At 51.0% G+C, this 23414-nt stretch carries 23 protein-coding genes; 8 read left to right on the forward strand and 15 right to left on the reverse strand.

Features of this window, described 5'->3' with window-relative positions; all coding sequences use genetic code 11:
• Positions 1-60: 60 nt before the first annotated feature.
• Both LQ229_RS01080 and LQ229_RS01085 read right to left on the reverse strand, forming a co-directional pair.
• Positions 61-333 (reverse strand): hypothetical protein, encoded by a 273-nt coding sequence (locus LQ229_RS01080; RefSeq protein WP_230190722.1) that lies wholly within the window; start codon positions 331-333, stop codon positions 61-63.
• A gap of 109 nt (positions 334-442) precedes the next feature.
• Complete coding sequence (locus LQ229_RS01085; RefSeq protein WP_216537314.1) at positions 443-1612, reverse strand: DUF445 family protein; 1170 nt, start codon at positions 1610-1612, stop codon at positions 443-445.
• A gap of 217 nt (positions 1613-1829) precedes the next feature.
• Here LQ229_RS01085 and LQ229_RS01090 point away from each other — a divergent pair, with 217 nt between their 5' ends.
• The 6 genes from LQ229_RS01090 to LQ229_RS01115 are packed head-to-tail and all read left to right on the forward strand — an operon-like array spanning position 1830 to position 8518.
• Entirely contained in the window at positions 1830-3197 is a 1368-nt protein-coding gene (locus LQ229_RS01090) for a YheC/YheD family protein (RefSeq protein ID WP_216537313.1), read from the forward strand.
• A gap of 53 nt (positions 3198-3250) precedes the next feature.
• Positions 3251-4369, forward strand: coding sequence for a YheC/YheD family protein (locus LQ229_RS01095; RefSeq protein WP_230190723.1), 1119 nt, complete (start codon positions 3251-3253; stop codon positions 4367-4369).
• Positions 4366-5739 carry a YheC/YheD family protein gene (locus LQ229_RS01100; protein ID WP_216537311.1) on the forward strand — a complete coding sequence of 458 codons (1374 nt, stop codon included), beginning with the start codon at positions 4366-4368 and terminating at the stop codon, positions 5737-5739. The genes LQ229_RS01095 and LQ229_RS01100 overlap by 4 nt, the downstream gene beginning before the upstream one ends.
• A complete protein-coding gene (locus tag LQ229_RS01105) occupies positions 5736-6848 on the forward strand; it encodes a YheC/YheD family protein (RefSeq protein ID WP_230190724.1) in 1113 nt (370 codons plus the stop codon). Before LQ229_RS01100 ends, LQ229_RS01105 begins: the two co-directional genes overlap by 4 nt.
• 11 nt (positions 6849-6859) lie before the next feature.
• A complete protein-coding gene (locus tag LQ229_RS01110) occupies positions 6860-7366 on the forward strand; it encodes a GNAT family N-acetyltransferase (RefSeq protein ID WP_230190725.1) in 507 nt (168 codons plus the stop codon).
• Between the two features lie 42 nt (positions 7367-7408).
• Positions 7409-8518, forward strand: coding sequence for a YheC/YheD family protein (locus tag LQ229_RS01115; RefSeq protein ID WP_230190726.1), 1110 nt, complete (start codon positions 7409-7411; stop codon positions 8516-8518).
• A gap of 6 nt (positions 8519-8524) precedes the next feature.
• On the opposite strand, the gene mnmH is transcribed toward LQ229_RS01115, so the two are convergent.
• Together mnmH and selD are read right to left on the reverse strand one after the other, a co-directional pair.
• A complete protein-coding gene (mnmH, locus tag LQ229_RS01120) occupies positions 8525-9553 on the reverse strand; it encodes a tRNA 2-selenouridine(34) synthase MnmH (RefSeq protein WP_216537308.1) in 1029 nt (342 codons plus the stop codon).
• A 24-nt stretch (positions 9554-9577) separates the two neighbouring features.
• On the reverse strand, positions 9578-10639 hold the full coding sequence (gene selD, locus LQ229_RS01125) for a selenide, water dikinase SelD (protein WP_216537307.1): 1062 nt from the start codon (positions 10637-10639) through the stop codon (positions 9578-9580).
• Positions 10640-10831: 192 nt separating this feature from the next.
• On the opposite strand from selD, the gene LQ229_RS01130 reads away from it, so the two are divergent.
• A complete protein-coding gene (locus tag LQ229_RS01130; RefSeq protein ID WP_230190727.1) occupies positions 10832-11458 on the forward strand; it encodes a LysE family translocator in 627 nt (208 codons plus the stop codon).
• Positions 11459-11894: 436 nt separating this feature from the next.
• On the opposite strand, the gene LQ229_RS01135 is transcribed toward LQ229_RS01130, so the two are convergent.
• The 10 genes from LQ229_RS01135 to LQ229_RS01175 form a co-directional block, all read right to left on the reverse strand.
• Positions 11895-12464, reverse strand: coding sequence for a manganese catalase family protein (locus LQ229_RS01135; protein WP_216537305.1), 570 nt, complete (start codon positions 12462-12464; stop codon positions 11895-11897).
• A 46-nt stretch (positions 12465-12510) separates the two neighbouring features.
• The gene (locus tag LQ229_RS01140; protein ID WP_216537304.1) at positions 12511-12780 is read right to left on the reverse strand and encodes a spore coat protein CotJB; all 270 of its coding nucleotides are present in this window, start codon (positions 12778-12780) and stop codon (positions 12511-12513) included.
• A 6-nt stretch (positions 12781-12786) separates the two neighbouring features.
• Positions 12787-13002: a spore coat associated protein CotJA gene (locus LQ229_RS01145; protein WP_216537303.1), complete on the reverse strand. Its 216-nt coding sequence runs from the start codon at positions 13000-13002 to the stop codon at positions 12787-12789.
• Positions 13003-13182: 180 nt separating this feature from the next.
• Complete coding sequence (gene ytvI / locus LQ229_RS01150; protein WP_216537302.1) at positions 13183-14214, reverse strand: sporulation integral membrane protein YtvI; 1032 nt, start codon at positions 14212-14214, stop codon at positions 13183-13185.
• A gap of 30 nt (positions 14215-14244) precedes the next feature.
• Positions 14245-15393: a radical SAM/CxCxxxxC motif protein YfkAB gene (yfkAB, locus tag LQ229_RS01155; protein ID WP_216537301.1), complete on the reverse strand. Its 1149-nt coding sequence runs from the start codon at positions 15391-15393 to the stop codon at positions 14245-14247.
• 25 nt (positions 15394-15418) lie between these two features.
• On the reverse strand, positions 15419-15607 hold the full coding sequence (locus LQ229_RS27245) for an MMPL family transporter (RefSeq protein ID WP_356709177.1): 189 nt from the start codon (positions 15605-15607) through the stop codon (positions 15419-15421).
• A gap of 5 nt (positions 15608-15612) precedes the next feature.
• Positions 15613-15822: an MMPL family transporter gene (locus LQ229_RS27250; protein ID WP_356709180.1), complete on the reverse strand. Its 210-nt coding sequence runs from the start codon at positions 15820-15822 to the stop codon at positions 15613-15615.
• Positions 15823-16010: 188 nt separating this feature from the next.
• Positions 16011-17093: an HD-GYP domain-containing protein gene (locus LQ229_RS01165; RefSeq protein WP_230190728.1), complete on the reverse strand. Its 1083-nt coding sequence runs from the start codon at positions 17091-17093 to the stop codon at positions 16011-16013.
• A gap of 94 nt (positions 17094-17187) precedes the next feature.
• Positions 17188-18018: an undecaprenyl-diphosphate phosphatase gene (locus LQ229_RS01170; RefSeq protein ID WP_230190729.1), complete on the reverse strand. Its 831-nt coding sequence runs from the start codon at positions 18016-18018 to the stop codon at positions 17188-17190.
• A gap of 72 nt (positions 18019-18090) precedes the next feature.
• Entirely contained in the window at positions 18091-19530 is a 1440-nt protein-coding gene (locus tag LQ229_RS01175; RefSeq protein WP_230190730.1) for a bifunctional UDP-sugar hydrolase/5'-nucleotidase, read from the reverse strand.
• 357 nt (positions 19531-19887) lie between these two features.
• Here LQ229_RS01175 and LQ229_RS01180 point away from each other — a divergent pair, with 357 nt between their 5' ends.
• Positions 19888-20937: an HD domain-containing phosphohydrolase gene (locus tag LQ229_RS01180; protein WP_230190731.1), complete on the forward strand. Its 1050-nt coding sequence runs from the start codon at positions 19888-19890 to the stop codon at positions 20935-20937.
• Positions 20938-21999: 1062 nt separating this feature from the next.
• On the opposite strand, the gene sufB is transcribed toward LQ229_RS01180, so the two are convergent.
• On the reverse strand, positions 22000-23397 hold the full coding sequence (gene sufB, locus LQ229_RS01185) for a Fe-S cluster assembly protein SufB (protein ID WP_230190732.1): 1398 nt from the start codon (positions 23395-23397) through the stop codon (positions 22000-22002).
• Positions 23398-23414: the final 17 nt, after the last annotated feature.

Genomic DNA, 23414 nt, shown 5'->3' on the forward strand with positions numbered 1-23414 from the left:
ATAAAGACGACGCGCCGCAGCAAAAAGTTTCGTCCCTCCGTTTGGAAAATTTAGCCCTTCTCATTTTCCCATTTTTCGTTCAAGCGCACGCTGCCACCCGGCAATCTTCTGCTGCCGGATTTGCCGCAATCGTTCCCGCTTCTCCTCGTTTACGCCAAGCAGAAAATGAAGCTGCGCTCCGATGACAACAAGCGTGAAACCGACCCAGACGGCGCCGAACAAGGTCGCGAGCGTCCATTCGTTCGTAAATTCGATCTTCGGCAGAGCGATCAGCAGCATCGCGAATGCAAGACATAAGTATACAACTTGATTGGTTTTCGACTTCCGTTTCACAAAAAAACAGCTCCTTCGCCAGTTTGTCCATATTCCATCCGTATGCGGCCATACAGGGAAATATGAGTCCGAACCGAAGCGAAAGAGCCGCAAATGCAAATTCGAATTGTTACATACCCATCCACAGCATCAATGCCGATTGAACGAGCCCGATCATGCCTCCGAGCAAAGCGCCCAGCCAAGTAATGGCGCGGAATTCACGCCCCGAAACGCTCAAAATAATTTTCTCCAACCGTTCGACGGGAAATTGCTCCACTTGCTCCTGAACGAGCCGGGGCAATTGAATCGCCTGAACGATATGGGGCAAGGCGCGCTCGATCGCCTTCAAACCGCTCTGGATCAGCGGAGGCAAATTTTCAGCAACCCTCGTTTCATGCCTTCCGATCAAATCGCATAGCCGCGCCGACTCGAATCGCCCCATCCATTGCTCCCATTGCAATACGGCTCTGAGCTTATCCGACACCCACGGCCATGCCTCCTCGCCGGTCGCCGTTTGAATGGCCTGTCCGAGCGGAAGCTCGGCAATTTCGTCCAGCTTGCGCTCGATCATGCCGCGAATCGTGCCGCGCAGCGCATTCGATCGCAATTGCTCCACGATAACCGGCGTCAGTTTATGTACAAGCTTGTCTTCGTCGACAAAAATCGCCGCCATTGCGCCAAGGAATCCGCCGGCTTTGTCGATGAGGCTGGCAGCCAGCTTGCGCAGCGTGCGTTGCCCTTGCGCGGAAGCCAGTTCTTCGGCCACAGTCGCAACAATCGTATCGACAGCAAGCTCCGCAAACCGGCCTTTCATGTCGGCGGACCACCCCGGCACAAGTTCCTTCAGCGGTTTGTCCTGCATGCCGTACCGATCCCATAAGCGGCGGACGCTTCCATTCGCCGTTTCCGCCAATATGCGCGCCAGCTTGGACTTGAAGTTTTCCCATCCCTCTTCGGACCAATATGCCGAAGCGATCTCTTTCACCGTTCGTTCGTCTCTTGCCCATAACGCCAATCGCACCCGCAAATTTTGTTCTATTTTGCCGCGAAATTCGGGTTTGGAAACAAGCTGCTGCAGCCCTTCCGTCGTAACCAAATAATCGGCTACGACCTCGCCCAGGGAACGGGCGATTTCCTCTTTTCTTTTCGGAATCAGGCCGGGCGTGAAGGGGACGCGCCATCTTCCGATATGCCACGCTTGTCGCGGATGAAACAGCATTTTAATCGCAAAATGATTCGTCAGGCCGCCGACGAATGCGGCGACACAAACGCTGACGAGGATAAACAACCATGTTGGCATACGTACCATTCCTTTGTCGATGTTCAGTAAGTGATAGGCGGATCATACGGCCGCAAGCGCCCAAGGAATTCGGAGCGCACTTTTCGTATGTGGGTCAATCACCAAGGTATATATGTCCTCATATGATACATTATTCGATCCCAAAGCGGATAGCATGTTTTTCTTGACAAACGAACTGCAACAGCAACCACAAGATGATGTTGGAAGGAGATCCACGATGCCTAAATCAAAAGTGTTAATCCAAGTGATCAGTTCCGGCATCATGCAAGAACATGTTCTTATGTTAGGCGATAGCTACGTGAAACTGTGGAAAATTCCTACCAACCAAAACTTGACGCTTCGATTCGGTTCGTTCAAACAAAACGTGAAAGTGGTGCCGGTACCGCGTTACGACGGACTGCGAATCAATCAAGTTTTGGCTCGCAAAATGGGACTGATCTCCGGCTCATACATTCGAATGAACTATAAGCAAGGCATTAACACGTTAAGTATGGGCCCGCTCATTAGCGTTCTGATCAGCCGGGACTATCCGAACATGCCCGACAAGCCGTTCGGCTCCATTACGTCGTTCTGTAAAGAACTGGTTGACGCTTGTCAGAAGCAAGGCGCTTACGTCTATTTTTTCACTCCGGATCTCATCGGCTCGAATACGACTCAATTGCAAGGCTGGGTATACTCCGACGGCTGGCACCGGATGACGGTGCCGATCGCCGACGTCATCAATAATCGACTTACTTCGAGAAAACTGGAGAATAAACCTAGCGTACAGCATTTCATGAAAGAAGTAAAATCGCGCTATCGTACAAGTATTTTTAACGAAAAATTTCTCGATAAAACGGAAGTGTTCGACGCTTTGAAAAGCGACGCGGCTTTGTTGCGTTATTTGCCCGAATCCCACTTGCTTCGCAATTTCTCCATGCTGAAAACGATGTGCTCGCGCCATCAAGTCGTCTTCCTCAAGCCGGTGCGCGGCAGTCTCGGGAAAGGGATTATCCGAATCGCCAAATCGCCCGACAATCACTACAACGTATACTATACGACGATTAACGGCACGCGCAAGCAAACATTCAGCAGCTTGCACAAACTGTTCTCCAGCATTTCCGGCAAAATGAAGACGACCCGGTACCAAATTCAGCAAGGCCTCACGCTGATCGAAAACAATAAACGGCCTGTCGATTTTCGCGCGCTTGTGCAAAAAAACGATACCGGCAAATGGACCGTCACCTCCGTCGTCGCCAGAATCGCCGGCGATCAGCATTTCGTCTCCAATCTTGCCCGCGGCGGTTCGCTAAGCACGGTGAAGGAAGCGGTCGTCAAATCGGTCGTTTCCCCGCAAACGAAAATGGATGCGCAGGCGAAACTGCATAAGGCGGCTCTGGAAATCGCCAAAGGGGTGGATACGCATATCCCCGCCCATTTCGGCGAGCTTGGCATTGACCTCGCGCTTGACACGAACGGGCGCGTCTGGCTGCTTGAAGTCAATTCCAAACCGTCCAAAAACGACAACACGCCGCTGAGCGACACGAAGATCAGGCCGTCGGTCAAACAGATGATCCAGTACGCCTGCTTTTTGTCGGGTTTCTAAGGACGCAGCTTTCGAAGCGCGTGCAACTTCGTAACAACTTAGGAGCGTTGCCTATGAACAAGGCTGAGCATTATCTTGGCATTATGATATGTGAAACAAGAGGAAAGCTTCCGTTTCCGGAACAATCGTTTTTTCGCAAATTATGCCTGATCGGCCGCCGATACGGTTTGTTCGTTTACGTCTTCTCGCCTTTATGGCTGCGGGCTGAAGGCATTGTATCAGGCTATACGTACACGAAGCAGGGTTGGACGCATAGAATGTTCCCTCTCCCTTCGATCATTTACGACCGGTGCAGTTACTCGAGTTGGGAACAGTACGCCAAAGTCCAGGAGGCGTTGGAACGGATGATGAAACGCCGTAACATTTTGTTTTTGGGAAACGGGCTGAAAGGCAAATGGAGCGTATACCGCATGTTGATCAAAGACGCCGCACTTCTGCCCTACGTTCCGGAAACGGTGGAATACGAAGGCTCGCAGCAACTCCGGAGCTGGCTTGACGATCATGATGGCGAAGCGTTTCTGAAACCGCATAGCGGCAGTCACGGGAAAAATACGTTGTACGTGCGTCTCGATGAGGAAAACGGCAAAATGCACGTTCATGGACGGGATCAGGCCAATCGTTTGATCCGCAAAACATTTCGGGAAGCGGCGGCAGGCTTCGGATGGATTCGCCGGTTTATCGGATCGCGCAAGTTTATCGTGCAAACTTATTTGCGCTTGAACAACCGCAACGGCGAACCGTTCGACATTCGCGCCTTAGTGCAAAAAGGAGAGAACGGCTTATGGCAATTGACGGGCATGGCCGTCAGGAAAGGAAAAACCGGCACCTTAACCTCCAATTTGCACGGCGGCGGGCAAGCGGCGAAAGTATCCCCTTTTTTGGAACAGGAATTCGGCAAAGAAAAAGGAGAAGCGATCATCGAGCAAATCCGGCAGCTTTCCGCCCGGATTCCCGAGATATTGGAATCCGGCCACGGAAGACTTGTAGAACTCGGCATCGATTTCGGCGTCGATTGGCAAGGGCGTTTATGGATTTTGGAAGTGAATTCCAAACCCGGACGTACCGTTTTTTTACGAATAGGCGATACGGAAAGCTCCGCCGAATCCGTTGAAAATCCGATTCGATATGCCCGCTATTTAGTGCTTCGACAACTTAGGAGGGTCAATTCATGAGTTTGACTTTTTGTAATGTTCATTTTACGCAGCAGCCCGAAAAGGTCGTCTATGTATCCAATTCCTTGCTGAAAATGCTGAAACTGTCCGGGAAGAAATCGATTTATTTGCGTTTGGGAAAGATTAGCGTCTCGGCGACGATCAAGCCGATCAAAAAGTCGGGCAAACATCTTTATTTGCCGGCAGGAATACGCAATTCGATCCGAGTGCCGAAAGCCGGCAGCATCATGCTCTTGAACAACAACGACGAAGTCCATATCGGCCCTTTAATCGGCGTTTTATCCGACAGCGCCGTCCGGTCCGTCACGCATCCGTTCGGAAACCGTACCGGTTTTATTAAGCAGCTTCTGCGCGAAGGGAACAAGAGAGCGTATATATTCGCCTTTACGCCGCGGGATATCAATTGGCAGCAGGAAACCATTTTGGCATATTTTCTTAGCGAAACGGGCGGTTGGACGCGCAAAACCGTCCCTTTGCCCGACGTGATCTACAATCGGCTGCCAAGCAGGCGGGCGGAGACGGGCGCCGCCGTCAACAGTTTGCGGGAAAGGTTTATTCGCAAAAAGATCCCTTTTTTCAACTGGAGCTTTTTCAATAAATCCGATGTCTACGCATTGCTGGAAAACGAACCGGAGTCGTACCGGTACGTTCCCGAATCGTTCAACGGTCCCAGTCCGGATAAAATGAAGGAAATGCTCGAAAAGCATCATTTCGTTTATTACAAACCAACGGCGGGCAGCCTTGGCAAAGGCATCTACCGTTTAATCTATCATCCGAAAAAAGGCTATTTCGCCCGATATCGCCGAAGCGGCTCGAACGTGCTGCTGCGGTTCAGCAGTTTCAACAGCATGATGAGAATGCTTCATGCCAGGCATGGGCGCTCCTTGCGCAATTATGTCGTGCAGCAAGGCATCCGGCTGATTGAAATCGACAGCTGCCCGATCGATTTTCGCTTTCATATGCATAAGAACGGCAAGAACGAATGGGTTGTCGTCGGCATCGGAGCGAAAAAAGCCGGGAAAGGGAGCGTGACGACCCATTTGAAGAACGGCGGCCAGCTGCTCACTCCCGAGCAGGCATTATCCCGTACGTTCGGTTCGCGCGCGTCCGACGTACTGCATAACGCCAAACAAGTGGCGATCAAATTAGCCGAAGCGATCGAGCGCAACTACCCGCATCTGCTCGGCGAACTTGGTTTCGACATCGGGATCGACCAAGACGAACGCGTCTGGATGTTCGAGGCGAATTCCAAACCGGGACGCTCCATATTCAAGCATCCCTCGCTGAGGTCGGAAGGAAGATCTTCGTTAACCCATATTTTCGAGCATTGCCTCTACCTCAGCAAATTCCGGAGGAGGGATGAACAGTGAGCGCCAACGCTGAACCAAATTCGACCCGGCCGACCATCGCCATCTTGACGGTGGATGACGACAAGCTGTTTTTCCGCGGCAATCGCGACAATTTTATGGATTTGCTGAAATTGGGAAAGGAGGCCGGCTATCCGATCTATATCGTTACGGCGAAAGATTTAAAGCTTTCGGCCAAAAAAGTGATCGGCTACACGTTCGATTTCGAGCAAAAGGTATGGGTGCAGCAATGGTTCCCGCTGCCTAACGTCATCTATAATCGGATCCCGCTGCGCGAGGACGAACTTGCCCCTTCCGTGCAGCGGAAAATCGACGAATGTTTGAAGCATCCGAACATACGCATATTCAACCCTTATTTTTTCAATAAATGGAACTTGTTCGAGTGGCTGCGCAAATCGAAGACGACGCGTCCCTTCATTCCGCTCACCCGCAGAATGACAAGTTCGACGGAGCTCGGGAAACAATTGCTCAAACATCCGTTTTTATTTTTGAAACCGGAAAGCGGTAAAGCCGGGGCGGGTATTATGACAATTAAATATCAACCCGCCAAACCGCTTCCTTTCAAACTTCAAATCCAAAATAAGAAGAAAAGTTCGACTTACAGATGCGCCACGATTGGCAAACTTTGGGCACGTATTAAGAAGGAAGCCGGATCGATGCGCTATATCGTACAGCAAGGCATCGAACTCGTCTCCACGAACCGGCGCCCGTACGATTTGCGCGTCCTCGTGCAAAAAAATCAAAAAGGGCAATGGGATATTTCCGGGGTCGGCGCCCGCGTAGCCGGTTCTTCAAGCATTACAACCCATGTTCCGCGCGGCGGCAGCATCGAAGACCCGGTAAAGCTGCTGGAAGCGTCCTTCGGGCCCGAAGGATCGAAGCGAATCCTGGTTCGCGCCAAAAACACGGCCTTGCTCATCGCCAGACAAATCGAGCGCGGTTCCGGCTATTTGCTTGGCGAAATGTCGATGGATCTCGGCATCGACCAGCAAGGCGGCGTTTGGTTTTTCGAAGCGAATTCCAAGCCGATGAAATTCGATGAGCCGCATATAAGAAAGCGCTCATTGGAACGCATTTTTCAGTACAGCCATTTTTTGGTAAAAGCGAAGTGAGGTTATAGGCGATGAAAATACGAGTCATTGAACCGGGCAACGCGGATAAGTGGCCCAAATTAAAGCAAATGCTGCTCCGATTTGTTACCAAATACGGCGACGGCCGAATTACGACGGATGCCTTCGATCGGTTGGCAAAGCTCGCTCCCGAGCATTTGCGCAGGCGGGGAACGCAAATCGTCACCGCGACCGTATCCGTCGACGGCAAAAAGCGGCTGGTTGGCTTCTCTTTCGTCTCCGATTTCGGCCGGGAAACTTGCATCGTCATCGTCCATCCGGACTATCGGAAGCAAGAGATCGGCACCAAGCTGCTTCTGGAACAAACTTCGCGTTTGGGGCAGTTGATGTGCCAGGTGGCGCTGGACAATGCGGCCAGCATACAGATGTGTTTTAAAGCGGGGCTTGTGGCGGCGCACATGTCCGACGGACCGACCGGAAAGCCTACCTTTCATTTCGAAAGCCGGCCGGTTGCCGTCAAAACCGCACAGTCTCTTACAAAAGGATCGCAAAGAAGGTGAATTTGTTTGCCTCAACCCGTCCTAGGTATTTTAACGATATATATGAATGAGAAAAAACAATTGGAAGAGCGGTCCATCTATCAAAAAATGACGATCGCCGGCAAAAAAATCGGCATCGATTTATTCGTTTTTACGCCGGAGGACGTCGATCAGCGCAAAAAGCTGATCAACGGCATGTTTTATCAAGTTCAATCGAATAAATGGACGCGTAAATGGACGTCCTTTCCCAATCTCATCTTCGACCGCGCGCGTCTGCAAAAAAGCTACCGTTTCACCCAGTTAAGGCAGTTCCGTTCCCGCTATCATTCGCTCCTGTTCCTTAACCGTCCGCTCGGCGACAAATGGAGTACGTATCAAACGCTCAAGGAAAATTCGCTCATCAGCCCCCATTTGCCGGCTACCAAAGTGTTTACTTCCCCCGATGATGTGCTTCAAATGTTGAAACGGGAAGGAATCGTGTTCGTCAAGCCGATCAACGGCACCGGGGGCCGCGGCATTATGCGGATCGAAAAATGTAAAAATCCGAAATTATTTTATATTCAAGGCCGCGATTTGCGCCGTAAAATCATTCATCCGCAAAAAATTCACGCCGCCACGTTAGGAGCGAAGCTGAACGTTTGGACGTCCAACCGTCCTTATATCGTTCAAAAAGGAATACAGGTGAAGCTGCCTGACGGGCGCGTGCACGATTACCGCATGCTGGTGCAAAAGGACGGCAGCGGCAATTGGGGGGTGACAGGCTGTGCCGGGCGCGTCGGTCCGCAAAAGAGCGTCACGTCCAATTTGCACGGCGGAGGAATAGCCGTCGGAATGTTAAAGCTGCTTGAAGTGTGGATCGAAGACGAAGAGAAAATCAAGCAGGTAAAAGAAACGGCCGAGAAGCTAGGCGTGGAAACCGCCAAACATTTGGAACAAAAATATGGAGCGCTCTGCGAGCTGGCGCTCGATTTGGCCATCGACCGCGACGGAAACGTCTGGCTGCTTGAAGTGAATCCGAAGCCGGCCCGCGAAGTGTTTCAGCTAGCCGGTGAAAAGGAAACTTACAACCAGGCGATCTCGAAACCGCTCGAATACGCGTTATGGTTGTATAACCAAAAAGCGCTCAAAGTAAAACGAGCCAAAAAAACGTCCACAAGCAAAGAACGGAAATAATCTTCGCTATGGATGCAAGCGTCTGATTTGTTCGGCGACTTGGCTGGCCGCATCGGCTACGTCCGCCGCTTCGCAAACGATTTGCGCTTGATTGCCGGCAGCGTAATCGTAACGCGGGTCGTAGTAATGCTCAAGCAGAAGCGATATCGCTTCTTCGAACCGGTCTTCGCCCAGCAGCGATTCGATGAGAGCCGCGACAGGCGTATGGATTCGCTTTTTAATCTTTTGAAACGCCTCAATATATTGCTGCTTGCGCTCTTGCGGCTTGTACACTTCCATAATATTGCGAACTCGTTGCGCTAACGGCATGTCCACATAGATGGAGATGCCGTTAGTTTTCGCTTGGACGAGGAAATCGGGCAAAACCGCCTTGCCGATCCGTTTGCTCTCCGCCTCGATAATGATATACGGAGTGTCGCGCCACTTCTCCAATTCCTGTACAAGCAGCGACTCGAATGTTTTCTGGTTGCTCGCTTTCATGCCGATATGCCCGAATACCGATCCGCGGTGTTGCGCGAGTCGCTCCAGTTCGATCACGGGATACCCGAACTTCGCCAGGTGCCGCAATATTTCCGTCTTCCCGGTTCCGGTACGGCCGGCGACGACAATCATTTGCGAACGCAGATCGTAATTCGCCAGCGTCTCCACGACCCAATTCCGATAGGCGCGGATTCCTCCCGACAAGCGATCGGCTTGTATGCCCATCAACGAAAGGACGGTTGCCGTCGTTTTGCTGCGCATGCCGCCGCGCCAGCAGAATACGGCCTTCCTTCCTTCGATTTGCCGGAACTGCCTCACCAAATGCGGCAGCTTGGCCGAAACGATCTCCAGGCCGCGGTCCTTGGCAGCCTGGATGCTTATCTGCTTATATATCGTGCCGATTTCGGCGCGTTCCTCGTCATCGAAGAGCGGAATGTTGACGCTTCCCGGTATCGTAAATTCCGCAAATTCCCCCGGAGAGCGAACGTCGATGAGACGAACGCCTCCGGCGTTTTGAAGTTCTCGCAATTGTTCGATCGTTATGTCTTGAAACATCGAGCGGCACTCCTTTTTCTAGTTCTACTCGATCGTACCCACTACGATACGCCCCGGATGTTCGGCGACCGCTTCGCCGACGATCCTTGCTTCCACCCCTGCCTGACGGAGCGCAGCCAGCAAATCGTCGGCGCCTTCCCGGGCGGCGGCGATAAGCAGTCCGCCCGACGTTACCGCATCGCAAAGGATCCATCGATCCGTTTGATCCAGATGCGAAGCGAACGTCACCGTATCTTGCACATGCGCATAGTTGTTCTTCGTTCCTCCCGGTACGAAGCCCGCTTCCGCCAGTTCGCGGACCCGCGGCAAGACCGGAACTTGGCCGGGGTCGATCCGGAGCCCTACGCCGCTTCCTTTTGCCATCTCCGCGGCATGGCCGAGCAGTCCGAAGCCCGTTACATCCGTACAAGCGTTCACCGCGTACGGTTCCATCGCTTCCGCAGCTGTTTTATTCAATGTCGTCATCACTTGGGTGACCCGCTTGATTTCTTCTTCGTTCAGCTGATCCTTCTTGATCGAAGTCGTCAAGATGCCTACGCCGATCGGTTTTGTCAGTATCAGCTTGTCCCCCGGTTTGGCGCCCGCGTTCGTGCGCACTTTGTCCGGATGAATCGTCCCCGTTACCGCCAATCCGAATTTCGGTTCGTTGTCGTCGATGGAATGCCCTCCTACGAGCGTTGCTCCGGCTTCGCTTACTTTGTCGGCGGCGCCGCGCAATATCGCGGCAAGCACGCTTTTGTCGAGCTTTGTAATCGGGAAGGCGACAATATTAAGAACCGTCAGCGGCTTCCCTCCCATCGCGTATACGTCGCTGAGCGCATTGGCGGCTGCGATTTGCCCGAACGAATAAGGGTCGTCCACAATCGGCGTAAAAAAATCGACGGTCTGGACCAGCGCCAGTTCGTCATTGATGCGGAACACGCCCGCGTCGTCGCTCGTCTCCAGTCCGACAAGCAAATTCGAATTCGGCGTCCCTTGCGGAATGTCCCGCAACACCTGGCTTAATTCGCCCGGTCCGATTTTGCAGCCGCATCCTCCTTTGCTCGAATAAGCGGTCAATTTGATATGATGATCCCGTTCGTTCATGCGAACTCCCTGCCTTTCGATTACTTAACCTATGTATTCCATTATAATACGATTGAAGCGAATATGCGATTTATCTATGTTTGCTACCGTTAATTCGGCACGTTTGCCAAGGCTATTTTACTAACGCGCGATTTTTGTTATAATTACCTCTAAATTTATTGGAAACACGATGTGATGTGGAGGGGAAACAATATGTTCGATCTTACTACGTTGAGCACTTTTGTAGTGATTGTAATCGGCCTTTTTCTTGTGCCGGGGCCGGCCGTTCTTCTCGTCGTGACCCGTACGGCTCAGGGCGGGCGCAAAGCGGGAGTGATGGCCGGGCTTGGGATCGCGACCGGCGATTTGATTCATACGCTATGTGCGGCGGTAGGGCTTTCCGCGATTTTGATGACTTCCGCGGTCGCGTTCAATTTTGTCAAATTTGCGGGAGCGGCTTATTTGATTTACTTAGGAATTCGCGCGATATTGGAGAAGCCCGCAGATCCAGAGATGCCGAAGGTAGCCCCGGTGTCGGCTTTCCGTTCTTACGGTCAAGCCATTATGGTGGAAATTCTTAACCCGAAAACCGCCCTCTTCTTCCTGGCGTTTTTGCCCCAGTTCGTGCATCCGGAACTAGGGCCGACGATTCCGCAATTTTTGGCGTTTGGCCTCATCTTCGTACTTCTTAGCGCGGTTTATACAACGCTCATTGCCATGAGCGTCGGCGTTCTCGGGCGCTTGATCAAGCGTATCTCCTGGATCGGCCGCTGGAGCGGCAAATTTGTAGGGGCCATCTATATCGGACTCGGATTGAAAGTGGCGTTTCAAAGCCGGTGAGCACAGCAAAAAGCCTCTTCCGCGTCGAATGGAGGGGGCTTTTTCACTCTTGCTCATTGCCGCAAGCGGATCGTCTTTTTTCGCCTTTTGTGGAAATCCCTTTCGTTCAGAAAGATACCGGGTCCGCCGCGATCGTGCCGCGCCGGCATTGCCGGGGACCGTCGTTCCGTGATTTGAATCGTATCTGCGTTGGCCTGAATGAGGGGGATATCGAGCCACAGATCGCTGAATCAAACTACTGAATGAGGGGGATATCGACAGAAGGGCGGGATAAAGAGAGGTCCGAGTCGTCAGAACCGGAATAATGGACTGTTTATCCGCGTTACCCCCAATACCGTTACCCTGCCAAAAAACTTTCGATAACGCCGCGCATAAAAAATAAAGCATCTTCTGCCTGAACCAAGTTCGGCGTAAGATGCTGCCATTTTTCGTATTCTCAAAACACCTTCTTTTTATCCCGCTCGTCCTTCAATATTTCGACCGCTTCCCGGAAACGAAGGGAATGAACGATTTCCCGTTCGCGCAAAAACTTCAGCCCGTCCTGCAAATCGACATCGTCCGTCATATCGATCAGCCATTGATACGTAGCGCGGGCTTTTTCTTCGGCTGCGATATCCTCGTAGAGATCCGCGATCGGATCGCCCTTAGCCTGAATGTATGTAGCCGTCCACGGATCTCCGGCGGCATTTTGATAAAACAGCGCCTTGTCATGATTGACATAATGCGGGTCCAATCCCGCCGCTTTGATCTGCTCCACCGTCGCGTCTTTTACGAGTTTGTAAACCATCGTCGCAATCATTTCCAAGTGCGCAAATTCTTCCGTGCCGATATCCGTCAGCAGGCCGATCACCCGATCCGGAATAGAATACCGTTGATTTAAGTACCGCAATGCTGCCGCAAGCTCGCCGTCCGCTCCGCCGTACTGCTCCAGCAGCAATTTCGCCATATGCGGATCGCACTTGCTGACGCGCACCGGATATTGCAATTTTTTTTCATAGATCCACATGGATACGTTCCTCCTTATTTAGATATGACAACCGGGCGAACCGCGCTTACACCTGCCACGGCCAAGGACTCTCCACCCATTGCCATGGATACTTGGAGAAGCTGTGCCCGAATTGCATCAGCGGACCGTATGCCTGCTCGAATTGATAAGCGCATTGCATCCGCTCTTGAGCCAACTGGTTGAATTGTTTAATGGCGTTTGCGTCGGTCGGATGCGTATTCAAATAAAGAGAAAGTTCAACAAGGGCGAAATCCAACGTTTGCAATTGCTCCAGCATTTGATAATATCTTTCGTCCAAACGGTTTTCCGTTTCCATAGCGGATTACCTCCCTTTCCCCCATTTCGACTCGTACGGACTGTAGAGCGCCGGCCATAACGTTCCCCGCTTAAGCGCCTCACGCAGCGGAAACTGCGGTAAATTCGGCGGCTGAAACACGATGAATTGATTCGGCGGGACAACGTACGATTTCACCCTAATCGGCGGACATGGATCGAAAGGTCCGATAAAAGGGTAGTAATATCTAACCTGCGAATTCACTATTTTTCGACCTCCTAAAAAGTGATTTGCGATTCGCTTCGCTTCCGTTTTCTTTTACTAACATATGACGTTCGCCCATGAAAGTGACCGCTTTTTTTAGACAAAAAAACCTTCCAAGCCCGACAAGCTTGAAAGGTTTGTCACAAAACAACGATGAAACGTTTGGTTGCCGTTGCGGATTTAAAACCTGATTTTGATTTGCAGCAGTCCCGCTTTGCGCATCGCCTGATAAATAATGACGACGAGCGGACCGAGAAACAGTCCGACAACGCCCACCAGTTTAAATCCGACATAAAGGCTGATTAACGCGGACAAAGCGCCGATTCCGACGGCATCGCCCAATATTTTCGGTTCGATGACGCGGCGCAGTACGGTAATGAAGATAAATAAGACGATCAAACCGATTCCGACAAACCAGTCTCCCGTCAGCAGACAATAGATCGCCCACGGAACCAATGCCGAACCGACGCCCAAAATCGGCAAAATATCTACAATCGTGACAAGCAAAGCGATGGCCAGCGGATATTCGACCCGCAATATTAACAGTCCTGCCAATGTCGTAATATAGGTAAACAAGCTCAGTATGATTTGCGCGCGAATGAAGCCGAAGATCGATTGTTTCAAGCTGCTCATCACTTCGTTCACTTGCTTATGGGACCTTTCCTCGAACAAAGATAGAATCGACGCTCTCATCGTCCCCATGCCGAAGCTGAACATATAAACGGCTACCAAGAATACGATGAAGAACACGAACAATCCCGGAATGCCTTTGGCAAGAGACAGAAACGTTTGCGACAACGTGTTAACCACTTTCCCGAGCTGACCGCTCAATCCGGACAAAAATTGCTCGATGGAGCCTGCGACATCCGGCGAGAAATTTTGGTACAATCCTTGCGCTTGCGCGAACGCGGATTGAATATAAGCCTGTACGTCTTGAAAGTAGACGGGAGCGTATTGCCAGTAGTTCATAAATTGGACGAATACTTGCGCGCCGACGATATAAATGCCGCCGATCAGAAGAAGGAGGAATACCGTGCAAGTCAACGTCGCTGCAGGAATGCGCTTCAGTTTCAACGACCGCATCAAAAACGCGGTGATCGGCTCGAGCAGCACGGCAAGCACAATCGCGAGCAGAAAGGGCGCGCCGACCGTGAACAGCCCGTACAAAAAGCCGAGACCGAGCGCAATGACAATCAGTTGCTTGACAGACATAACTCACAACCTTTCCCGTAGATCATCTCGTTATACGATGTCAGGAAATGCGATTCTCGTTGTAAAGTCGATATTTTTGTAGTACATATCCGCTACCAGCAGATTCGGTCCGCAGCAGTTCGCAGCCGGGCAATGGCAGTTCACTTGCGCGGCAAGCGGATGCTTCCGCAACCATTCGTTAAAAACGGAATCAAGCGTCTGTTCGCGGATGTTGCCGAACGAAGGAATTGCGGCGAAATCGGTCACGAACACATCGCCGGTAAACAAATTGACATTAAGCCGGTTGCGCCCGTCGGGATCGTTGCGGAGCGTTACATTCGGTTCTGCCTGCAGCCGCCGCAACAACCGCCGGTCCTCGTCGTTGTCATTGCAGCGGAAGAACGGCAGCGTCCCGAAGAGCATCCATAACTCCGGATTGCGGCCGTCGAGCAGCCGATGAATGGCTGCGCGCATTTCGTCCAGCGACAGCATCGGCAAATTGGATGCGAACGCCGACGGATACATCGGATGCACTTCATGCCGGCGGCAGCCCATCTCGTCGATGAGCCGATGAATTTCGACGATCTTATGATGCGTGCGGTAATTGATCATCGATTCCGCCGATACGAACATACCCGCCGCGCTCAGCTTGCGCGCGTTCTCGATCATTCTTTCATACAGCTTCGCCGCGGCGTTGTAATTGACCTCATGCCCCGTACGGGCGAAACCGACCGCGTGAAAGTCTTCGGCGCTCGTATAGTTGAAGGAGATATGCATAACGTCCAAGTAAGGAGCGAGCGCCTCGTACCGTTCGTAATCCAACGTGACGTTCGAATTAAGCTGCGAGCGGACGCCACGTTCGCGGGCGTATTTCAGCAACGGGATCATGTATTGTTCCACCGTTTTCCGTTGAAAGGAAGGTTCTCCTCCCGTTATGCTGATCGTTTCCAAATGCTCTACTTCATCGAGCCGCTTCAACATCAGTTCAAGCGGAATATGCTCTCCCTCCGTCACGGATAGCGAGTATCCGACCGCGCAATGCTCGCACCGCATATTGCATAAATTCGTCACCGTCATCTCGACGCTCGTCAATACATGCTTGCCGTACATTTGCAGGGAACGAATCGGATCCCACGGATCGTATTCCGGCGATAAAGGCTGCGCCGTTAATGCTTCTGCTACACTATTTCCATTCTTCATCTTGCAAACACCCGTTCCTATTCCGTTATTTTGACCGGGGACGAATCGGGTTCATCCATTTGGGCGCCCACCAATTCGCCTTTCCCATCAGTTTCATGAAAGCCGGCACGAGAAAAATACGAACCAGCGTTGCGTCCAGCAACACCGCCGTCGCAAGCCCTAAACCGACCGCTTTCATCATTTCATTATCCGTGAAAATAAACGCTCCGACCACCGTAATTAAAATAACGCGGCGCTCGTAATCATGCCTCCGGTCTTCATCAGTCCTTTAGCAGTACTACGCATGTTATCGCCCGATGTTTCATATTCTTGGGCGATGCGCGAAATGAGGAATACTTCGTAGTCCATCGAAATGCCGAACACGACGCAAAAAATGATCAGTATCATAAATACGGTGCCGGTCGACGTTGCCTGAAACAAATCTTTCAAATAGCCCGATCCAATGGCCCCATCGCCAAAAAACGCCCTTCACGGCTGCTTCTCTCAACTGCTATGCTCCCTACGGTCGATGTTCGTTCCGCGGCTTGGCTATCCATCGATGAAACTCGAAAAAAACCTGGCGCGTTGCCAGGTTTCATGCGAAACGACTTGTGCCGATCGAAGCATGCAACGTCGATCTAACCCACTTCCGTAATGATCAAATTCAGGCGGGTGGACAGATCGATCTCGTAAGGAGCCGAGAGCACGGTATTGTCGGGCGACTGCAGCACGCGCACGACCGGACGCTGCGGGTTGCTCGGATGAATCCGTACAACGACGCCCTTCTCCCCCGTGTTTAGCCGCACGTCGATTCCTAGCGGGTAGATGGCTACCTTGTCCCGAAACGTTTCCAGCATGCGCTGCTCGTACAATGTTCCCGAACCGGTATACAATATTTCCATCGCCTGATGCGGAAGGCGGGCTTGCCTGTACACGCGATGACATGTCATGGCATCGTATGAATCGACTACGCCGATCCATTTGGCGTATTCATCGATCGCGTCCCCCTGCAGTCCGCGCGGATACCCGCTTCCGTTAATCCGTTCATGATGTTGAAACGCGCAATGGGCGGACAACAACGGAATATTGGGCTCGTCCTTCAACATTTGGAAACCTAAGACGGTATGCCGTTTCATCTCCGCAAATTCCGACTCCGTCAGCGGTCCGGGCTTTTGCAAGATGTCATCGGATATTTGCGTCTTGCCGATATCGTGCAGCAGCGCACCGAGTCCGAGCGTCATTAGCTCATCGCGCGAATACCCGTTAGCGATGCCTAACAGCGTCGCATACATGCATACGTTCAAGGAATGACGAAATAAATAATGATCGGTTGAGTTGATTTCCGTAAGCATAATCATCGCATCTTCGTGGGCGCTCAAATCGTCAATGACCGATCCCAGTACCTTGCGAAATTGCTTGCCCAATTGCGGATAGGAGAAAGCCTGCTTCTGCACGGGCTGCTCCATTAACCTGCGAAATTGGGATCGTATTTCAAGCATCGCCTCTCGCCTCGTTGTTTCCGACAATAGTTCGGGAACGACGACATCCTCTGTCATCGCGTCTACGATATACACGAAATCGATTCCTAAACGCTCCAGCCGCTTCAAAATCGAAGCGGTCAATTCGGCGTTCTCCGCCAGCAATACAAGTCCTTCGTCGTTGATTATTTTTTTGGCAAGCCTCATGCCGGGCTTGCAAGCATGAATGGATAACAAACGCAATGACAAAACCCCTGTTCCGCTCCGTGAATATTTCTTAGCAATCGGCAAGGGGCAGAAATTCCGTCCCTTTTAGTATTGGCATGTTTGCCAAATTTTAACGCATCACGAAAAGCCAAAATAGTGCGGCGATCAGAAAACGATAATACGCAAAATGCCGAAGCTGAATTTTTTGAATATATTTTAAAAAAGCGACAACCACGATATAGGCGACGACGAATGAAACGATGAAGCCGACGACGAAAAAGCCAAGGTCGCCCGATAAAATAGCTTTGTAGCTGCTCAGCAGTTCATAGCCTGTGGCGGCGCACATAATCGGAATGGCGATCAGGAAGGAGAAATCCGCGGCCGCTCGATAGCTAAGACCGCTTAACATTCCCCCGGAAATCGTCGCGCCCGAACGGGAGAAGCCGGGCCACAAGACGGAAATACATTGATATAAACCGATGATGGCCGCTTGCTTGTATGTAATGCCGTCCATATCATGCGCCGTCGTTCTAACTTTGCTGCGCGACATAAGTTCGGCGAACAACATGAACACCCCACCGGCCACCAGGGCGAGAAGCACCGTCTTGGCGCTGAACAAGCTTTTAATATAATCTTTGGCGAAAAAAGCGACGATTAATGCCGGCGCAATCCCAAGGGCGACGTGCAGCAAATTCAGCGTCTTCCTCGCCGGTTCGTTCCATTTCCGCGATTCCGTGCGGTAAATGCCGAGCATATTCATAATCCGCTGCCTGTAAACGACGGCAATGGCCAAAATGGCCCCAAGCTGAATAATGACTTCAAACGATTTATGCAATGCGTCCTGGTCGTTAATGCCCATTAATTCCGATGCCAAAATCATATGCCCTGTCGACGAGACAGGGATAAATTCCGTCAAGCCTTCCACGATGCCCAAAATGATTGATATGAGTATGGAATTCATACCGCATCATGCCCCTTCCGCTATAAGAGGTAAAATAGAAAGCCCTCCTTCATCGTTTCGCCTATCGTGTTCTTATGCTCCGCTTCGATGCCAACGGCGTTGAAGGCTTCGCCGCACTTGATCGCCGTCCTGTAATTCCATTCTGACAAGGTCGCGAATGAATTCCGGCAAATAATATTGCACGTCCGTACCTTCCTTCAACGTCTGATAGCCGATGCCGAACGTGAACATGTCGATCGTTCCGACGTTATAGGTTCGTTCGGCGTCAAGCGGTTCCCCGCCAACGGTAACCTGTACAATTTTATCATACGGGGCGTTGTTTGGGTGAAACATAATTTCCATCCCGTCTAGGCATAATGTGCCGAGCGTCTTGCCGCGGAAGCCGAATCCGCGAATTTCCAGTTGCGTGAACTCGGGCAGCAGCGCTTCCTCCAGCGCGCGAAGCAGTCCCGCGCCCGTTAGCGTTATACGGCACGGGTTGATCGGCGAAGGGCAAATGCGATGCAGCATTCCGCTCGTTACGGGGCCCGCAGCCAACGGCGCAGTAAATTGTCCCGCGTTGACCAGTCCGATGTCCGCTTTCGTCCATTTGCGCAGGGCGGCGGCAAGCAAGTTGCCCAAAGACGATTCTTCGTCCGTTTCCGCCGAAAGATCGCAAGCCAATTCGGCTACCGTCTCGTTTAAATTCCGTTCCGCTTCCGTCTTGCGACCCCTTATTAACGTCTCGATCCCCTCATGCGAAGGCAGATCGTCAACCGGAACGCAGCCGGCTTCAAGAACGCAGCATCGCCTTGAAAGGCGATCGAATTCGATCACGACTTTGCCTACATGATGTCCGAATTTGCCGGCAGCGCAAACATAGGTTTGTCCGATCCGTTCGGCCTTTTCAAACAAATGATGCGTATGACCTCCCAGAATCAAGTCGATGCCCGGAATTTGCTCTGCCATCATGCGGTCATGTTTCATGCCCAGATGGGACATGACGACGATGAAATCGACCTGTCCGCGCAATCGAGTCACGCATTCCGCTACAGCCGCCAAAGGATCGGTCACATGCCAATCGATCAAACGGTAGAAATCGGAGAACGCGGCTGTCACTCCGATCAAGCCGATCGACATTTCTCCTTTGCCGATGATGGCATAGGGTTTCAACCAAGCCGGTCTCTTCCCATCGCCGGAGCGTACCATATTGCTGCCGATAATTTGGAACGAGATGGGATCGGCATAGGCTTGGGCCAACTGCTGCGGCGTATAGGTCAACCCTTCGTTGTTGCCGAGTACGACCGCTTCGTAGCCCGTTGCGTTCAGCACCTCGACGTTCGCCAGACCGCCGGTTCCTTCCGTTTCGACGCGCATCCGATCCATATGATCGCCGATATCGAGCAGCAGCGTCTCCTCCCCGGTTTTCCCTTGCCGTTCCCGACGCACGAACGTGGCGATTTTGGCCATTTGCTCGAAGTGGCTGTGAATGTCGTTCGTATGCAGTATCGTCAAAATTTGTTGCTCGCTCATAGCGTCTCCCCTCGCGTGTTTACCTGCCGGATTCGATCAAGATTCGCGCCGGCTTTCATCGCTTAAATGCGGCCGCTCGTCCGCGAAGGACCCCGATAGTCGTCTCTCTCATATATACGGCGTCATAGATCGTTTCAGTACAACCTTAAGATGGCGATGCAACCGGATCCGCATGCCCATAGGTCTTTGGAACCCGTTATCATCGATGCCGGCCATATACCGGCCCCCTTCCGATACTTAGGTCTTAGTCCTATTTTCGCAAATCATATGAATCTGTCGAAACCTTATTGTAAGAGCATAATTTAGTTGATATCATTATAGCAAGAAAAATATGGCATAAAAAAGGTGGCGTCCTAGTTGAAAATACATGTATCCGAACTCTCCGTAGGAGACATAGTACTAACGGACATTTTCAATTCCTATGGACTTCATGTATTATCCAAAGGAACGTGCTTGAACGAACAAGATATTTCCAAGCTGTACAACCATCAGATCGAATATGTCGATATTGAGCCTAGATCCAAAGAATCGTTTCTGACGGAATTCGACGAATTGTCCCAAGAAGCGTTCCACAGAATTAAACCGTATTATGACCAAGCGGTGGATGGCTACGGCGAAATATTCCACGAAACCGCCAGAAGCGGCACGATCGACAAAAAAGCGGTACAGGAAATGGTTACCCCGCTCACCCAACATATTAAACAGCAGAGCGATGTCGTCAATTTGCTGCTCATGTTGAATAATAAAGACGATTATACGTACCAGCACTCCATCGAGGTCGGTATGCTATCTTATTATATCGCCGTTTGGACAGGTTATAAAGAGGAAGAAGCCTTAATCATAGGCAATGCCGGTTTTTTGCACGATATCGGCAAATGCCGCATCGATTCGGATATATTGAACAAAACGGAAGCGTTGACGAAGGAAGAAGCGGAAGAGGTTGCCAAACATACCATTTACGGCTACGAGCTGATCCGCAACTCGCTGTATCAATATTCGATCGCCACGGCCGCCCTCCAGCATCACGAGCGGGCGAACGCGTCGGGATATCCGTTTGGGATGCCGGGCGACAAAATCCACCCCTATGCCAAAATCGTCGCCATCGCCAACGAATACAGCACGATGATTTCCGCCAGAAATTCGCAGGCCCAGCGGGATTTGCTGACCGTACTGCATGAATTGCATCGGCTTAGCTTCACGGAACTGGATCCGACCGCGACGCATACGTTTATTGCGCATATGATCCCGAATTTCATCGGAAAGAAAGTGGTGCTCCAAACCGGAGATGTCGGCAAAATCATTATGACCAACAAAGACGATTTTTTCCGTCCGCTGATCCAAATCGACGACCGTTTCATCGACCTGTCGACGGAAAGGGATTTGGTTATTAAAGATATTTATTTATAGGAACGTTCCTGAGCGGAAGCTCAGGAACGTTTTATTCTTGTAGCAGCGAGCGAGGGACGATAGGATATGCGGAACCACGATCTGCGGCGATACCGACGAGGTATGTTCAGCGGCCGGAGCGAGGGGGTCGATTTATTGCGGACCGTTTTGACGTGAGAGAACGGAACAGAAAACGAAAATGATTTTTTCGTTTACATTTAGACGGATTAGGGTGGATTAAGGTTCAAATATCGCGATTTGTGTATGAAATTTCGAACAAAATCGACGGATTGGATCAGTGCGGTCATTGTGTGATTTATTGTACACATTTACGAATTAGGGCTCAAATCCACCGGCGTTTCCTCGAAATAGGCTGCGAATTCGATTTCATGAAAGTAATCATACGTGATTGGCCGGCAACTCACCGAATACCAATTCCTGCGAACATGCATGTATTTGCCCAACCAAACAGGAAATGAGTCAAAAAGCGTGTGATTAGAGTTAATTTCATCATTCGCCACCGTTGGTTATTGCGCATATTGAAGGGTCTACCTCCCTAGGTGATCCGTGCGGACCTACGCTCCTTATTGGCGCTAACGAAACTGGCAAACCTTATTGGGCTCAAAATGAAGACGTTCCCAATTTAACGAATATACGTATCGTTATTCATAGGAAATCGGCGGTTTTATCGCATTTTTTCCCTCATTAGCGTGTTTCCGTTTCATTACAAAGAACAACAAGGTGATTTACAGGCGATTAGCGTCTATGCGTTTCGTTAGCGCTACGATGAGTCGTCGGCCGCAAGCGGTATTTTGAAATTGACTCATTATGCAGGAATTCCGCCCTAAATCATCCCACTCGCCATCGAAACGAGAAAAAAGATGCATTTACCAGGCTTTGCTGTAGCATCCGCTACTTGGCCATCAACAATAGTGACAACTTCTGACACAGACTTGATATAGCGCAAAAAAATAAGAAGACGAACTTTAAAAGTTCGCCTCCTATACGAAAAGAAAAATCTGAATCGGCACAAATTCGGCACGTGCCTTTTTGTAAGAGCGGAAAACCATTCTGGAATAAGGCTTATCCGATACTTCCTTCCATCTCGAACTTAATCAACCGGTTCATCTCTACCGCGTATTCCATCGGCAGCTCTTTCGTGAACGGCTCGATAAAGCCCATGACGATCATTTGCGTCGCTTCCGCTTCGCTTAAGCCGCGGCTCATCAAGTAGAACAATTGATCCTCGGATACTTTCGATACGGTCGCTTCATGCTCGAGCGTAATGTTGTCGTTCATGATTTCGTTGTACGGAATCGTGTCCGAAGTAGATTCGTTATCCAAAATGAGCGTGTCGCATTTGACGTTCGCTTTGGAACCTTCGGAATTGCGCCCGAATGTCGCCAGCCCGCGATACGTTACTTTGCCGCCATGCTTGCTGATCGATTTGGAAACGATCGTCGACGTCGTATCCGGAGCCAAATGATGAATCTTCGCGCCCGCGTCTTGATGCTGTCCTTTGCCCGCAACGGCGATGGACAATACCATCCCTTTCGCGCCGCGTCCTTTCAGGATAACGGCCGGATATTTCATCGTCAGCTTGGAGCCGATGTTGCCGTCGACCCACTCCATTGTCGCATTTTCTTCGGCGACGGCGCGCTTCGTCACGAGATTGTAAATGTTCGGCGCCCAGTTCTGAATCGTCGTATAGCGAACGCGGGCGTTTTTCTTACAGATAATTTCGACAACCGCGCTGTGCAAGGAATTCGTACTGTAGATCGGCGCCGTACAACCTTCAACGTAATGTACGAAGCTGTCTTCATCGGCGATAATGAGCGTGCGCTCGAATTGGCCCATGTTCTCGGAATTGATGCGGAAATAAGCTTGCAGCGGAATTTCGCATTTGACGCCTTTCGGCACGTAAATAAAGCTTCCGCCCGACCAAACCGCACTGTTCAGCGCAGCGAATTTGTTATCTGTCGGCGGAACGACCGAACCGAAATGCTCCCTGAAAATTTCCGGATGTTCCTTCAAAGCGGTATCGGTATCCATGAAAATAACGCCTTGCTCTTCCAGATCTTTCTGCATGCTGTGATACACGACTTCCGACTCGTATTGCGCCGAAACGCCGGCCAGAAATTTCTGTTCCGCTTCCGGAATCCCCAATTTGTCGAACGTTTCTTTAATTTCCGCAGGAACTTCTTCCCATGTTTTCCCTTGTTTCTCGGACGGTCTTACATAATATTGAATGTCGTCGAAGTCCAAGTCGTCCAAATTGCCTCCCCAACGAGGTACCGGCATTTTTTGGAATTGGGCCAACGATTTCAAACGGAATTCCAGCATCCATTCCGGTTCGCCTTTAATCCGCGAAATCTCTTTGACGATTTCCGGAGTCAAACCTTTTCCGGTTTGGAAGACAGCCTTATGTTCGTCGCGAAAGCCGTATTTATACTCTTCCAGTTCAGGCATTTTTTTCGCCATTTCGAATCCCTCCTAAA

The organism is Paenibacillus sp. CECT 9249 (genome assembly GCF_918697855.1).
In the GTDB taxonomy this organism is placed as follows: domain Bacteria; phylum Bacillota; class Bacilli; order Paenibacillales; family Paenibacillaceae; genus MSJ-34.

What these genes read in the sequence shown, in the direction of transcription:
- ytvI (WP_216537302.1), bottom strand. Translation starts at nt 14,214, where the DNA reads ATGTCTGTCAAGCAACTGATTGTCATTGCGCTCGGTCTCGGCTTTTTG.
- LQ229_RS01135 (WP_216537305.1), bottom strand. Translation starts at nt 12,464, where the DNA reads ATGTGGATCTATGAAAAAAAATTGCAATATCCGGTGCGCGTCAGCAAG.
- selD (WP_216537307.1), bottom strand. Translation starts at nt 10,639, where the DNA reads ATGAACGAACGGGATCATCATATCAAATTGACCGCTTATTCGAGCAAA.
- LQ229_RS01130 (WP_230190727.1), top strand. Translation starts at nt 10,832, where the DNA reads ATGTTCGATCTTACTACGTTGAGCACTTTTGTAGTGATTGTAATCGGC.
- LQ229_RS01100 (WP_216537311.1), top strand. Translation starts at nt 4,366, where the DNA reads ATGAGTTTGACTTTTTGTAATGTTCATTTTACGCAGCAGCCCGAAAAG.
- LQ229_RS01175 (WP_230190730.1), bottom strand. Translation starts at nt 19,530, where the DNA reads ATGAGCGAGCAACAAATTTTGACGATACTGCATACGAACGACATTCAC.
- LQ229_RS01170 (WP_230190729.1), bottom strand. Translation starts at nt 18,018, where the DNA reads ATGAATTCCATACTCATATCAATCATTTTGGGCATCGTGGAAGGCTTG.
- LQ229_RS01110 (WP_230190725.1), top strand. Translation starts at nt 6,860, where the DNA reads ATGAAAATACGAGTCATTGAACCGGGCAACGCGGATAAGTGGCCCAAA.
- LQ229_RS01085 (WP_216537314.1), bottom strand. Translation starts at nt 1,612, where the DNA reads ATGCCAACATGGTTGTTTATCCTCGTCAGCGTTTGTGTCGCCGCATTC.
- sufB (WP_230190732.1), bottom strand. Translation starts at nt 23,397, where the DNA reads ATGGCGAAAAAAATGCCTGAACTGGAAGAGTATAAATACGGCTTTCGC.
- LQ229_RS01115 (WP_230190726.1), top strand. Translation starts at nt 7,409, where the DNA reads ATGAATGAGAAAAAACAATTGGAAGAGCGGTCCATCTATCAAAAAATG.
- LQ229_RS01140 (WP_216537304.1), bottom strand. Translation starts at nt 12,780, where the DNA reads ATGGAAACGGAAAACCGTTTGGACGAAAGATATTATCAAATGCTGGAG.
- LQ229_RS01095 (WP_230190723.1), top strand. Translation starts at nt 3,251, where the DNA reads ATGAACAAGGCTGAGCATTATCTTGGCATTATGATATGTGAAACAAGA.
- yfkAB (WP_216537301.1), bottom strand. Translation starts at nt 15,393, where the DNA reads ATGAAGAATGGAAATAGTGTAGCAGAAGCATTAACGGCGCAGCCTTTA.
- LQ229_RS01090 (WP_216537313.1), top strand. Translation starts at nt 1,830, where the DNA reads ATGCCTAAATCAAAAGTGTTAATCCAAGTGATCAGTTCCGGCATCATG.
- mnmH (WP_216537308.1), bottom strand. Translation starts at nt 9,553, where the DNA reads ATGTTTCAAGACATAACGATCGAACAATTGCGAGAACTTCAAAACGCC.